Below are 12,843 nucleotides of genomic sequence, written 5' to 3'. Positions count from 1 at the left end.
GTCAGACCTATTCTTCGCGGAAAGAGACTAGTCTTGCCGGCTGCGTCTTCGCCGATCCGTCGAGATCCGATAAAGCCACGGCAGCACCAGAACGACGACGCCGACGGCTCCCAAATAGCCAACGAGGATCCGCCGCGTCAGCAGGTTCCACGCGCTCTGGCTCCCGTGCTCGAACGCGACATTGGCAAACGCGCCAGCCACGCAAGTCAGGAAACAGTTCAATAGTCCAGGGACGATGACACCGGCTCCACGCAGATACCGCATCCTCAATTTGTCCATCAGACTCATGGCGTCGCACTGAAGCTTCTTGTAAAGCGAAGGGTTCGCGAGGCGCCCCATCCCGACCACGCCGAGGGCGGCCCGAGCGACCACGTTGCTTGCCATCGTAGGCGGGCCCCCTCGAAGGCAGAAGCCGGATATTCAGTTACCCCTATAAGAAAGCCCGATGGCTCCCCGCCCACCCGATCGGGCACGCCGTTTCGACTTCAAACACCCTCGTCCCGCTCACCGGCGTCAAAGCCGCCCCATCGGTCTTTCCGATAGGGGTAGATGAAATTGCAGCTTCCGCACCGGAGTGCCGTTCCCTAGGATGTTCAGCAGGTTGGGCCGCCGGAAGATCCGATCCTGCACGATCGGGCTGATACACGGTCCAGTACCCCATACCACTCAGAGCAAGCAAAACATGACTGAATCGAAAGTGATCGTGATTGGTGCCGGTCCCGTGGGCTTGACGCTGGCAATGGACCTGGCATGGCGAGGCGTCGAGGTCGTGGTGATCGAAACGCGCGCAGCCGGAGAACCCCCGGCAGTCAAATGCAACTCCATTTCGTCGCGCTCGATGGAGGTGTACAGGCGGCTCGGCGTCGCCAAGAAAATTCGCGAGGTCGGTCTTCCTCCGGACCACAACACCGATGTGCTCTCGACGACGAGCGTCACCGGCATCGAGTTGTCCAGGCTCTTACTGCCTTCCCGCAATGGCCGCAAGCAAGGCGTCGCCTCGCCCGACAGCTGGTGGCCCACTCCCGAGCCTTCGCACCGTGCGAACCAGCTGTTCTTCGAACCGGTCATCTTCGAGCATGCGTCGAAGCAGCCGCGCATCGAGATCCTGAATCGGCACGAATTCGTCGAGTACGTTCAGGAAAAGGATCGCGTGGTCGCCCGCGTTCGCGACCTGGACTCGGGCGAGCTCAAGGAAATTGCCGGCGCGTATCTGGTCGGTTGCGACGGCGGCCGCTCCATCATTCGCACGATGATCGGCGCCACGTTCATCGGCACGCCGCAGATCCAGAAGGTGCAGTCCAGCTTCATTCGCGCACCGAAGCTGATGTCGATCATCGCGAATCCGGCGTGGATGTATTACGTCCTGAACCCCCGGCGCTGCGGCACCATCATCGCGATCGACGGCAAGGAGCGCTGGAACGTTCACAACTTCCTCTACAACGACGAAGACTACGACGAGGTCGACCGGGACTGGGCAATCCGCGAGCTCCTGGGGGTGGGGCCGGACTTCGAGTACGAAATCCTCTCGAAGGAAAACTGGATGGGTCGGCGGATGGTGGCCGACAAGATGCGGGACAAGCGCGTTTTCATCGCGGGCGACGCCTGCCATCTGTGGATTCCCGCCGCCGGCTACGGCATGAACGCGGGGATCGCGGATGCGGCCGATCTGGCGTGGATGCTGGCGGCAGTGCTGCAAGGCTGGGCCGAGGAGGGAGTCCTCGACGCCTATGAAGCAGAGCGCAAGCCCATCACCGAGCAGATTTCCCACATCATCACCGAAGTGGCCGTTGCGGTGATGCAGCAGCGTCGCAACGTCCCCGCGGACATCGAGGACGACGGACCCGCCGGCGACGAGTCGCGCACGCGCGTGGGCGAGGCATCGCACGATCTCGAGCTCAAGCAACAATGCTCGGCCGGCCTCAACTACGGCTACTACTACGCCGACTCCCCGGTCATCGCGTATGACGGCGCGCAGCAGCCGGCGTACTCGATGCACGAGTATCAGCCGTCCACGGTCCCCGGCTGCCGTGCACCGCACGTATGGCTGGAGGGCCGGCGCTCTCTCTATGACGAGCTCGGTCCGTACTACACCCTCGTTCGGGTCGATCCGCTCATCAATATCGGGCCGCTTGTTCAGGCAGCGCACAAGCGCGGGGTCCCGATCAAGGTCCTCGACCTGAAGACGTCGGAGGCGGATGGTCAGTATGAAATGGGCTTGACGCTGGTGCGCGCGGATCAGTACGTCGCCTGGCGCGGCAATTCAGTGCCGGCCGATCCCGTGGAGCTGGTTGACGTCATTCGCGGCGCAGCACGCGTGCGCGAGGCTGCGGAGGTCTGAATGTCAGCAAGCAGCGCTTCCATGGCTACAGCGGACTTTGCGAAGAACATCTCCTTTGTCGCGCACAGCGACCAGGGTGGCCGGCCCGACGGCGTGCAAGTCATCGTGCACAAAGGCTTCGCCTACGTCGGCCACATGTTCAGCGACGGGTTCAGCGTGTTGGACGTCAGGGACCCGCGAACGCCGGAGGCAGTGGCGTTCGTGCCGATGCCGAAGAACACGCGCTCGCATCACCTTCAGGTCGCTGACGACCTGCTGCTCGCCATCAATGGCCCCAGCATCTGGACCCTGGCTCAGTTTCAGGACCAGAGCAAGTATTTCGCGAGCACGCTCACGACCTCATTCAAGGACAGCGAGCTCGCCTTCGCAGCCGGCGTCCGGATCTATGACATCAGCGTGCCATCGGCGCCCCGGGAGATTGCGTTTCTTGAGATACCGGGTCTCGGCGTGAACCGCATCTGGTGGACCGGCGGGCGATACGCCTATGTCGCCGCGCACGAACAGGGCTACACGGATCACGTCATGGCGGTGATCGATCTTGCGGTTCCGGAGCGGCCCGAGATCGTGAGCCGATGGTGGCTGCCCGGTCAATGGAGCGCGGGCGGCGAGCAGTCCGAGCTGCCGAAGGGCAAGCGCCATGCGGCCCACCATGCGATCGTTGCCGGCGATTTTGCTTACGGGGCATGGCGCGACGGCGGCTTCACGATCCACGACGTCCGTGACCTGGCCAAGCCGGTCATGGTCAGCCACTCGAACTGGAGCCCGCCATTCACCGGCGGAACGCATACCGCGCTGCCGCTCCCCGAACGAAACCTGCTGGTCGTCGCGGACGAGGCGACCACCATGAACTGCGCAAACGGCGTTCCGAGAATTTGGGTCGTCGATATCCGATGTCCGGAAGCGCCCGTGCCGATTTCGACGCTGCCGGTGCCCAGAGAGGTCGACTATTGCAGCAAGGGGGGAAAGTTCGGCCCTCACAACCTCCACGAAAACCGGCCAGGATCGTTTCAGAGCTCCGACATCGTTTTCGCCACGTACCTCAATGCAGGCGTTCGGGCATACGACCTTCGCGATCCGTTCCAGCCGGCAGAGTTGGCGCACTACGTGCCGCCACCGCCTGCGCGCATGATCGATTCCCGGCCGAACGCGCCCGCGGTCGTGCAGTCGGGCGATCTCTTCGTGGACAAGGAGGGGCTGATTTACCTGTCCGACCCGAACGCCGGCCTGCACATTCTGCAGTTCGAAGGCTAGCCAACAGCCAAATAGCCCGTGCGCCGAGCGGCCGCCTGCCGCTCGCCTCGATTGAACTCACTTCACCGAACCATCATGAACATGAACGATCCGCTAACGATCATCGCATTGGGAACAGCGACGCCGGGAGGCGGCTTCCCGCTATACGGGGACGCGGCCGCTGCCGCTGTCAACGAGACCGATCTTTCGCTGCTCGTACAAACACGAAACACCGCCGGCAGCACGGAAAACATTCGCCTGCTGGAAGCGGGCGAGCTCGACATGGCGCTGGTCGCAGGCGAGCCCGCCTATGAGGCTTTCGCCGGGATCGGCCGGCCCGCGTCGAATTTGAAAATCATCGCGGCAATCTATTCGAGTCCGGGCATGTTCGCAGTCAGGGGCGACAGCTCCGCGAGTTCGGTGCGCGATCTGGTCGGCAAACCGATCGCGTGGGGAACGCGCGCATCCGGCATCACCCTGCTCGGCAAGTACGTGATGGACGGCCTGGGTCTGGATCGAGAAAAGGACTTTGAACCGCACTTTCTCGAGAAAGCCGCCGACGGTCCCACCATGCTCGCGGAAGGCGAGGTCGCCGCGCAATGGGGAGCGGGAATCGGCTGGCCGGGCTTCACCACGATCACAAGTGCGGGCGGCCGGCTGATCGGACTCACCCCCGACGAGATCGAGGAGGTTCGCGCCAAGCACAATTTCTTGAAGCCCATCGTCGTCCCCGCCGGTTCCTACCCGGGCCAGGCCGAGCCGATCCAGGCAGTCGGATCGTGGAGCTACATCCTGGGCAGGGTCAGTCTGGATGACGACGTGGCCTACCGGTTTGCGAGAGCGCTCGACATCGGTCATGCCAAGCTGGTCCAGCACGTTGAGCAGGGCGCCGAGACCCGGCCGGAAAATACGCTCGCCGCGGCTCCTGGCCTCGAGCGGATTCACCCTGGCGTCTTGCGCTATCTCGCGGACAAAGGCGTGGCTGCCGTCGCTTGACGCCTTCTGCTGATGCGGCAGCGGCTGCCACTGTAAGGAGCGCTGTGGAAAAGCCGCTGCGCACGAAATACCTCGAGGATCGCGCGCCCGGCGCCACTACTGCGCGTGCGCCAATGCCGGCTCGGGCTGCTGCTGGCTGATGACGCCCTCGCGCGCATGCCGGATCGCCTCGACGAGCGTCGCGTAGTCGCCGATGTGGTTGGCGAGCAGCAGGATCAGCTGCGCGTTCGCCGATTGGCTCGCCGCATCGTCGAGATCGCGATGCATGTCGAGCAGCGCCTCGTAGAAGTCGTCGGGGCGCGAGAGGTTGGGTTGGGTGTTCAGTGCCATGATGCCTCCCGTCCCCCAAGGGGACTTCCTTCGGGCGCCGGTTCCGCCCCAAGGGAGGCATCCGCCCCCTCGGGGGGAGCGTTGCATGGGACCGGAGTAACCGCTAAAGCGCTAACTCCGGTCGACAGCGAACGATAGTGAGTGTGAGGGTAGTTCATTTGGTCTCCGGATATCGTGTAGCGGCCCGCTCACGCAACGCCTTGCACACCCAGCGCACGCTTTAGCGCCGCTTCGAGATCGCCGGCGCTCGCATGCCGCCAGCGCGCGCAAACGTGCTGGTCAGGACGAATCAGGTAACAGGTGCCCGGCGTCGCGTCGTAGCGCTGCGCCGCCAAGCCCTCTACGTCTTCGAGCAGCACGGCGTTTGCCGGCGCTTCGCAGCGAAGAACCTCGAGCGGACCCGCGCCGACCATGACCGGCGTCACCGGCCAGGCCGCGTCGCGCATCGCTTTCAGCGCGGCGGCGCTCGCCGCATCGATGCCGTCCGCCCCGCAGAACACCAGCACGTTGAACTGTCCGCCCAAGCGCGACAACAGCCATTCGTCCTTGCCGTCGGCGCGCACCGGCGCATCGACGCAAGCCGCGCCAAGCGCCATCGGCCCTTCGAAGCGATCGCGATCAGGCGTATTGAGCGTCGATTCGCGCAGCACCGCAGGCACCGACAAGCGCCCCGTATTCACGAGCTGCCGCGCAAACGGATGCTGGCGAGCAAGCTTCAGCACCGCGTCGCGGAACACGCGGCTCACGGGTGTCTTCGGCGTGATGAAATCGGTCGAGCGCGACGAATTGCGGATGTTTTCGTCGGCCGCGTATTCGCGCTCGCTCGCGTAGGTGTCGAGCAGACTGTCGGGCGCACGGCCTGCGAGCACCATCTCGAGCTTCCATGCGAGATTCTCCGCATCCTGGATGCCGCTGTTCGCGCCGCGCGCGCCGAACGGCGAGACGCCATGCGCCGAATCGCCGGCGAACAGCACGTTGCCGTGCCGGAAGCTCTCCATCCGCACGCAGGCAAACGTATAGACGCTCGCCCACTCCAGCTCGAACTCGGCATCGGGACCGAGCAGCGCGCGCACGCGCGGGATGATCCGCTCGGGCGTCTTTTCGAGCGCCGGGTCCGCATCCCAGCCGAGCTGGAAATCGATGCGCCAGACGTTGTCGGGCTGGTGATGCAGCAGCACCGACTGGCCCGGATGAAACGGCGGATCGAACCAGAACCAGCGCTCGCTCGGGAAATCGGCCTGCATCTTGACATCGGCGATCAGGAAGCGGTCCTTGAAGATCCGCCCTTTGCTGTCGAGCCCGAGCAGGTTGCGCAGCGGGCTGCGCGAGCCGTCGGCGGCCACCACGTAGCGGCCGCGCAGATCGTAGGGGCCGTCGGGCGTATCGATGGTGAGCGTCACGGATTTTCCGTCCGAGCCATCGTCCTGGCGGATCCCCGTGACCTTGCTCTTCCAGCGGATCTCCAGATTCGGCAATTGCTGCGCGCGCTCGACCAGAAACCCTTCGACGTAATACTGCTGGAGATTGATGAACGCCGGCCGCCGATGGCCGCTTTCCGGCAGCAGGTTGAACGTGTACACGTGCTCGCGCTGCACGAACACCTTGCCGACGTTCCAGCTCACGCCCTTGTCGACCATGCGCTCGCCGCAGCCGAGCCTGTCGAAGATGTCGAGCGAGCGCTTCGAGAAGCAGATCGCCCGCGAGCCCGTGGACAGCGTGCAGTCGTCGTCGACGAGCACGACCGGCACGCCGCGCTGCGCCACGTCGATCGCGGCGGCGAGGCCCACCGGCCCCGCGCCGACCACGATCACCGGATGCAGCGTCGCCGCGTCTTCGAGCTGTTCGGCCGAGCGCCGGTATTCGAATGACACGGTCTGGTAATTGATGCTCATGGCTTGTCTCCTGTCGATCGGAGTTGGCGCTTTAGCGCCTACTCCGATCCCATGCAAAGCGCCGTCTCCCGCACTTGTCTCGCTTAGTCCTGCAGCGCCGCCCACATGTCCTTGTCGCGCTGCGCGGTCCAGATGCGCGGATGCGTGATGCCGCTCGCTTCGTCGTAGGCGCGCGAAACGTCGAACGGCAGGCAATGCTCATAGATGAAGACGTGACCGAACTTCGGGTCCATCGCTTCGCGCGTGAGCGCCATCGCGGCCTTCAGGTCGAGCTTGCGCTCGACCGCCTTGCGGCCTTGCGCGAGCAGCGTCGTGACGAAGTCCTTCGTGTAATCGAGGCCCTTGTTCACCTCGGCCGGGTTCAGGAGCGCGGGGCCGCGTCCCGGCACGAGCTTCTCGGCGTTCAGCGCGCGCAGCGCTTCGAGCGTCGCCGGCCATTGCTCGAGCTGCGCGTCGCCGCAATAGCAGGCGGCGTCGTACTCGACGAGGTCGCCCGAGAACAGCACCTTCTGCGACGGCAGCCAGACCACCGTATCGCCCTTCGTGTGGCCCGAGCCCAGATGCATGATCTTCACTTCGAGCTTGCCGAGCCAGAGCGTGATTTCCTTTTCGAACACGAGCGTGGGCCACGTCAGGCCCGGCACTGTCTCGACGCCCGCGAAGAGACGCGGGAAGCGCTCGATCTCCGACTTCATGTCAGCTTCACCACGCTCGACGATCATCTCGTAGGTGCCGCGGCTCGCGATCACCTGCTGCGCGCCTTCGGCGAAATAGGCGGAGGCGCCGAGCACGCGTACCGCGTGGTAGTGGGACAGCACGACGTATTTGATGGGCTTGTCGGTGACGGCGCGGATCTTCGCGATCAGGTCCTGCGCCATCGCGGGCGTGGCGGTCGTGTCGACGATCAGCACGCCGTCGTCGCCGATGATGACGCCCGAGTTCGGATCGCCTTCGGCCGTGTACGCATAGGCGTTTTCGGAGAGCTGCGTGAACGTGACTTGCTTTGCTTCGAGATCGGCCTGGGATGCGAATGCCTTCGCCATGGTTGTCTCCGTCTATCTGGATTCAAGAGGTGGGCTGACGATGGCGGGACACGCGAAACGCTCTCTCGAACGCATCATGGGGAACGGCAGGTGTCTCGCCCCGTTTCTAAGTATGCGGCTGTGGCGCCGGGGTGAGGTGAATCATGGCGGCGGCCTGAAAATTTGTCAATAGCAAATCAAGTTGCTATTTACTAAAATAGAAGAACAGCAATGGCCGACACAGCGGCGGCGCGCATGCGCCGCCGGAACGATCGTTTACACTCGCCGTTTTCATCGGGGACAAGACGAGCGTATGAAGAAAGCGGCAGCAGGCGAGGCCGGCGGCGCGCCGAAGGAGAAGGCGCAGCGCGGCGTGCAGAGCACCGAAGTCGGCGGCCGCCTGCTGCATGCGCTCGCCCGCGCGCGCGAACCGCTCGCGCTGACCGATCTCGCCGAGAGCGCCGAGCTCGCGCCCGCGCAGGCGCATACGTATCTCGTGAGCCTCACGCGCCTGGGGCTCATCAAGCGCGACGAGCTGTCCGGCCGCTACGAGCCGGGGCCGCTGTCGCTGCGGCTCGGGCTCCTGCATCTCGAACATCAGAGCGCGTATCGCGCCGCCGTCCCGCATGCCACGGCGCTCGCCGAGGCGCTCGGCTGCAGCGTCGCGATCTGCATTGCCGGGCCGCATGGACCGACCATCGTGCGCTACGAGCATGCGGGGTTTCCGCTCCACATGAACCTGCACGTCGGCACGGTGATGTCGCTGACGAAGACGGCGACCGGCCGCGTCTTCTGCGCGTTCCTGCCCGCCGAGCGCGTGCAGGCGATGTGGGCGACGCAGGCCACGCGCACGCTCGACGCCTTCGCCTCGGCCGATGAGCGAGACGCCTTCGAAGCAACGCTCGCCGCGATCCGCAAGCGCGGCATCGAACGCGCCGTCGACACGCCGAGCCCGGGCATCAGCAGCTTGAGCGTGCCCGTGCTCGACGCGCACGGCGAGCTGGGCGCGGCGCTGACCGTGATCGGCTCGTCGGGCGCGATCGACGTCGGCTTCAACGGCGCGGTCGCCCGCGCGCTGCGTGCGGCGAGCGAGGCGATCGGCCGCGAGCTCGCCGCTGCGTCCTGAACTCTCGATACCTCGATTCATCGACGATGCCTTCCACTCCCTCCTCCGCCCCCTCGCGCAAGCACGGAACCATCGACGCCGCCGATGCCGCCGCGAAACCGCAACGCGGAATCAATTCGCTCGACACCACGGGCGAACTGCTCGCCGCGCTGGTCGGCTCGGGCGAGCGGCTGTCGCTGCGCGATCTGGCCGCCGCGGCCGACATGGCGCCCGCGAAGGCGTTTCCGCATCTGGTAAGCCTGCTGAAGATCGGCTTGCTGAGCCGCGACGACGACGGCTTTTTCGAGGCCGGCCCGCTCGCGCTGGAGCTGGGGCTGATCGCGTTGCAGCGGCTTGCGCCGACGCGCGAAGCCGAGCCGGAGATCGTCGAACTCGCGTCGGCCACCGGCTTGAGCGTGGCGATGGCCGTGCTCGGGCCGCTCGGGCCCACGGTCGTGCGTCTCGAGGAAGCGGCGCAGCCGCAGCACGTGAGCTTGCGCGTCGGCACGGTGATGTCGCTCGTCAACACCGCGATCGGCCGGACGTTCGCCGCGCATCTCAGCGCAGACGCGCTGGCGCCGCTTTTCGCGCAAGACGGCTTGCGGCTCGCGGGCGCGGCGCCTGGAGATATCTTCGAGGACGCCGCCAACCCGGGCGCACTGTTGGCGCCGCTCGCGCGGCGCTTTGCGCGGATTCGCGAGGAAGGCATCGACACCGCCTTGAGCAAGCCCGTGCCCGGCATCGATTCGCTCGCGGCCCCGGTGTTCGATCACACGGGCGGCATCTGCCTCGTCATCGCGCTGATGGGCTCGACGGGCAGCTTCGATTGCGGCACGCACGGCGAGCCTGCCGGGCGGCTGCGTCACGCGGTGCAAAGGCTGTCGCGAAGGCTGGGGTGGTGGAGTGAAAGCTAGGGCCTGCTCACACTGACAGCAGTCCTGGAGCGGGCGCTATTCCAGCAAGCGGCTCAAGCCCTCGAACAGCACGTCGCCGCCCACGACCCGCCCGCCATGCAGGGTCCTGATGTAAATGGAAAGCGTGACGCACAAATTCGTCGAGCTCGACGACATGTACGGCTCGCTGACCATGAGCGTCCCCGGATGGGCCAGCGCGTTCCGGAAGTACGCGCGCTTCGCCCAGTTGGCGCCGGTCCGGCGCGTGAGCAGCGGAAACGGCATCTCCCGCCGCATCGGATGCCCTTGCGCTTCGATCGTGTCGCAAACCTGCACCCCTTGGTCGTCGAGCAAAAACACGCGCAGCGACCATTCGAGCGCCAGAAAATGCGCGGCGCATGCTTCGACCGAGTGGCCGCCGATGAAGGCTTCGATCGTCTCGCGAAAGGCCCGGCGATAGGGCTCCAGCTCTTCCATGTCGCCGATCTGCGGCAGCTTGCGCGCATCCATGAAGCGGCGTGCGAGCGGCTCCGTCACCGGCAGCGCGCTGTGCCGTCCGCCCGCGATGATCTCCGGCCGGGCGAAATAATAGCCCTGCACGAAATCGGCATCGCAATCCATGCTCAGCAGCGCCTGCGCTTCGGCCTCGATGCCCTCCACCACGACGAAGGTTCCGATGTCGTGCAGCAGCTCGATCAACCGCAGCAGGCTGCGCGCGTTGCGATAGCTGGTGACGGCCTTGCGGATCAGCTCGCCGTCGAGCTTCACCACATCGGGGCGCAGGTCCCAGACGCGCCCGAGGTTCGTCAAGCCGGCGCCGAAGTCGTCGAGCGCGATCAGGAAGCCCGCGAGACGCAGACGCGCGACGGCATCCGCGAGCATGGCGGCCGTGTCGTCGGCCACCTCGAGAATTTCGATGACGACGCGCGAGGGCGGCAGGCCGCACGCCGCGATGTCGTCGATGAGCCCCGGGCCGTGGACCGGGTGGACCAGCATGTCCGGGTGCACGTTGAGGAACAGCACGTTGTCGCTGTCGGCGAAACCGAGAAAACGGCCGATGTGGTGCCGCACGCACGCTCGTTCGAATTCGCCGCACCGCCCGAGCCGCCGGGCGGTCGCGAAAGCCGCCGCAGGCGAGCACAGCTCGCCTGCTTGCGAGGGGCGCAGCAGGGCCTCGTAACCGACCGGTTCCTGATGCGCCAGCGAAAAGATCGGCTGGAACGCGCTCTCTATGCTCGGCAGACTCGGGTTTTGCGCATCGCTCATGGATGGATGTTCTTGTTCGGGTCGATAAGGTGCGAAGCGCAATGGCGACGCCACTGCCGGTTTGCAGCTTACCTTTTGGTCTCACGTCCGGGATAACGTCATATCGATGACAAGACTTGAAGGGCGTCAACTTACCCCGGTCGAAATACCCAGGCAATTTTTCATATGTAAGCAAATCCAGAGTAAAAATTTGCGGGAAAGCCCTAAGTCCGTTCAACTTTCCTCCGGCCGCGCCGATATCACAAATACTGAAAACAGCGCACCGGTCTCGCCCGTCAGCGAACCGGGCCGGCACTGGGCCAGCCAGCGCAATCGTGGACAACTTCGATGGCAGATCATCATTCGATCGACGAACGCACCAATTTGACGAGTTCGAACAAGTTCGAGCTGCTGCTGTTTCGCCTGGGTACGGTTGCCGATAGCGATGAGCACGAGCTGTACGGCATCAACGTGTTCAAGGTCCGCGAAATCATGACGATGCCGGCGATCACGCCGATCGCGGGCGCGTCGGATCACGTGCTCGGCGCGGTCGATATCCGCGGCCAGATCATTCCCGTCATCGACCTGCCCAAGCTGCTCGGCTGCAACCCGACACGCGGGCTGAACATCCTGCTCGTCACCGAGTTCGCGCGCACGACCCAGGCGTTCGCGGTGGAGGAAGTCGACGACATCGTGCGGCTCGAGTGGAATCAGGTGCTCGCGGCCGAGGGCGCGGCGACGGGCGGCAACTCGGTGACGAGCATCGCGCGCATCGACGGCAACACCGGCGATTCGCGGCTCGCGCAGGTGGTCGACGTCGAGCAGGTGCTGCGCGACGTGTTCCCGGCCCAGCATCCGAGCGTCGAGGCCAAGGACGTCGGCACGGCGATCAGCCTGCGGCCCGGCGCGAAGATCCTCGCCGCCGACGATTCGGGCTTCGCCCGCAAGCTGATCGAGCAGGCCCTGACCGCGATCGGCGCGGACTACCTGATTGCGAAGACCGGCCAGGAAGCATGGGACATGCTAGACAAGATCGCGCGCGAGGCGCAGTCCGAAGGCGCGCGCACGCGCGACAAGGTCTCGCTGGTGCTGACCGACCTGGAGATGCCCGAGATGGACGGGTTCATGCTGACGCGCCTTATCAAGAGCGACGACCGCACGCGGGATATTCCCGTCGTCATTCATTCCTCCCTGACGGGGGCCGCCAACGAGGCGCATGTCAAGAACGCTGGCGCGACTGGATATGTGGCGAAGTTTGCGGCTGGGGATCTGGCTGAGGCCATCCGGCAGGCGTTGATTTCTTGATCTGATCGGCTTCGCCCTTATCCGGCTGTATAAGGTTTCTCTGTCACGCGGCATCGTTCCATTCTGGGGACATGCCGCGTTTTTTTTTGCCTTTACGGCGGTTGGTTCTTTCACCGAGGCCTTCTTGAAACTTGAATTCGCAGCGGTCCGTATAGTCCGTCCCTCCCCGGGACCGGGGTCACTTTTGTCCTTGCCAAAAGTAACCAAAAGCGCGTCCTCGGCGGACAGCCTCGGCCCGTTAGCACTCAGTCCTGTTGGCGGTAGCGGTCTGAGAGCTACCGCTGTCGCCCGCCGTACGTCCCGTTAGCACGTGGCACGTGGTTGCCCTGCGACGATACAAATTGAAGGCGGTGGTTTGGCCGCGCCCCATGTTGCCTACGATTGAGAGTGAACTCGGGCGCATGACGCAGCATCGCAAAACAAGCCTTTTCAGACCTTTCCTGACCGCCCGCATTGATTTGATTCGACTCTGCGCAATTCTGTGCCG

General features: G+C 64.8%; 11 protein-coding genes. 6 read left to right on the top strand and 5 right to left on the bottom strand.

The genetic code is table 11. The annotated features are described in order from the left end of the window. Positions 1–27: 27 nt before the first annotated feature. Entirely contained in the window at positions 28–384 is a 357-nt protein-coding gene (locus tag FAZ69_RS16325) for a hypothetical protein (RefSeq protein WP_136896101.1), read from the bottom strand. A 217-nt stretch (positions 385–601) separates the two neighbouring features. On the opposite strand from FAZ69_RS16325, the gene FAZ69_RS16320 reads away from it, so the two are divergent. The 3 genes from FAZ69_RS16320 (at position 602) to FAZ69_RS16310 (ending at position 4,564) form a co-directional block, all read left to right on the top strand. Beyond that, positions 602–2,338 carry an FAD-dependent oxidoreductase gene (locus FAZ69_RS16320; protein WP_240702266.1) on the top strand — a complete coding sequence of 579 codons (1,737 nt, stop codon included), beginning with the start codon at positions 602–604 and terminating at the stop codon, positions 2,336–2,338. Continuing rightward, positions 2,339–3,589, top strand: a complete 1,251-nt coding sequence (locus FAZ69_RS16315) for an LVIVD repeat-containing protein (RefSeq protein WP_240702265.1) — start codon at positions 2,339–2,341, stop codon at positions 3,587–3,589. It begins immediately after the preceding gene. A 75-nt stretch (positions 3,590–3,664) separates the two neighbouring features. Further along, positions 3,665–4,564: a TAXI family TRAP transporter solute-binding subunit gene (locus FAZ69_RS16310; protein WP_136896099.1), complete on the top strand. Its 900-nt coding sequence runs from the start codon at positions 3,665–3,667 to the stop codon at positions 4,562–4,564. Positions 4,565–4,660: 96 nt separating this feature from the next. Here FAZ69_RS16310 and FAZ69_RS16305 read toward each other — a convergent pair whose 3' ends face one another. From FAZ69_RS16305 to FAZ69_RS16295, 3 genes are all read right to left on the bottom strand, one after another. After that, entirely contained in the window at positions 4,661–4,894 is a 234-nt protein-coding gene (locus FAZ69_RS16305; protein WP_136896098.1) for a DUF2783 domain-containing protein, read from the bottom strand. Positions 4,895–5,082: 188 nt separating this feature from the next. Next, entirely contained in the window at positions 5,083–6,786 is a 1,704-nt protein-coding gene (locus FAZ69_RS16300) for an FAD-dependent oxidoreductase (RefSeq protein ID WP_136896097.1), read from the bottom strand. Between the two features lie 83 nt (positions 6,787–6,869). Next, entirely contained in the window at positions 6,870–7,829 is a 960-nt protein-coding gene (locus FAZ69_RS16295) for an MBL fold metallo-hydrolase (RefSeq protein ID WP_136896096.1), read from the bottom strand. Positions 7,830–8,121: 292 nt separating this feature from the next. Here FAZ69_RS16295 and FAZ69_RS16290 point away from each other — a divergent pair, with 292 nt between their 5' ends. Together FAZ69_RS16290 and FAZ69_RS16285 are read left to right on the top strand one after the other, a co-directional pair. Continuing rightward, positions 8,122–8,934: an IclR family transcriptional regulator gene (locus FAZ69_RS16290; protein WP_136896095.1), complete on the top strand. Its 813-nt coding sequence runs from the start codon at positions 8,122–8,124 to the stop codon at positions 8,932–8,934. Between the two features lie 26 nt (positions 8,935–8,960). Next, a complete protein-coding gene (locus tag FAZ69_RS16285) occupies positions 8,961–9,827 on the top strand; it encodes an IclR family transcriptional regulator (RefSeq protein WP_136896094.1) in 867 nt (288 codons plus the stop codon). A 36-nt stretch (positions 9,828–9,863) separates the two neighbouring features. Here FAZ69_RS16285 and FAZ69_RS16280 read toward each other — a convergent pair whose 3' ends face one another. After that, complete coding sequence (locus FAZ69_RS16280) at positions 9,864–11,072, bottom strand: sensor domain-containing phosphodiesterase (protein WP_136896093.1); 1,209 nt, start codon at positions 11,070–11,072, stop codon at positions 9,864–9,866. Between the two features lie 327 nt (positions 11,073–11,399). Between FAZ69_RS16280 and FAZ69_RS16275 the strand changes: the two genes are divergently transcribed. Continuing rightward, positions 11,400–12,356, top strand: coding sequence for a chemotaxis protein CheV (locus FAZ69_RS16275; RefSeq protein ID WP_136896092.1), 957 nt, complete (start codon positions 11,400–11,402; stop codon positions 12,354–12,356). The last annotated feature ends 487 nt before the right edge of the window (positions 12,357–12,843 follow it).

It is taken from the genome of Trinickia terrae (genome assembly GCF_005144415.1).
In the GTDB taxonomy this organism is placed as follows: Bacteria; Pseudomonadota; Gammaproteobacteria; order Burkholderiales; family Burkholderiaceae; genus Trinickia_A; species Trinickia_A terrae.
Note: the sequence above shows the minus strand (reverse complement) of the source record. Positions and strands in the feature narration are given on the sequence as shown.

What these genes read in the sequence shown, in the direction of transcription:
- FAZ69_RS16325 (WP_136896101.1), bottom strand. Translation starts at nt 384, where the DNA reads ATGGCAAGCAACGTGGTCGCTCGGGCCGCCCTCGGCGTGGTCGGGATG.
- FAZ69_RS16315 (WP_240702265.1), top strand. Translation starts at nt 2,339, where the DNA reads ATGTCAGCAAGCAGCGCTTCCATGGCTACAGCGGACTTTGCGAAGAAC.
- FAZ69_RS16310 (WP_136896099.1), top strand. Translation starts at nt 3,665, where the DNA reads ATGAACATGAACGATCCGCTAACGATCATCGCATTGGGAACAGCGACG.
- FAZ69_RS16305 (WP_136896098.1), bottom strand. Translation starts at nt 4,894, where the DNA reads ATGGCACTGAACACCCAACCCAACCTCTCGCGCCCCGACGACTTCTAC.
- FAZ69_RS16300 (WP_136896097.1), bottom strand. Translation starts at nt 6,786, where the DNA reads ATGAGCATCAATTACCAGACCGTGTCATTCGAATACCGGCGCTCGGCC.
- FAZ69_RS16295 (WP_136896096.1), bottom strand. Translation starts at nt 7,829, where the DNA reads ATGGCGAAGGCATTCGCATCCCAGGCCGATCTCGAAGCAAAGCAAGTC.
- FAZ69_RS16290 (WP_136896095.1), top strand. Translation starts at nt 8,122, where the DNA reads ATGAAGAAAGCGGCAGCAGGCGAGGCCGGCGGCGCGCCGAAGGAGAAG.
- FAZ69_RS16285 (WP_136896094.1), top strand. Translation starts at nt 8,961, where the DNA reads ATGCCTTCCACTCCCTCCTCCGCCCCCTCGCGCAAGCACGGAACCATC.
- FAZ69_RS16280 (WP_136896093.1), bottom strand. Translation starts at nt 11,072, where the DNA reads ATGAGCGATGCGCAAAACCCGAGTCTGCCGAGCATAGAGAGCGCGTTC.
- FAZ69_RS16275 (WP_136896092.1), top strand. Translation starts at nt 11,400, where the DNA reads ATGGCAGATCATCATTCGATCGACGAACGCACCAATTTGACGAGTTCG.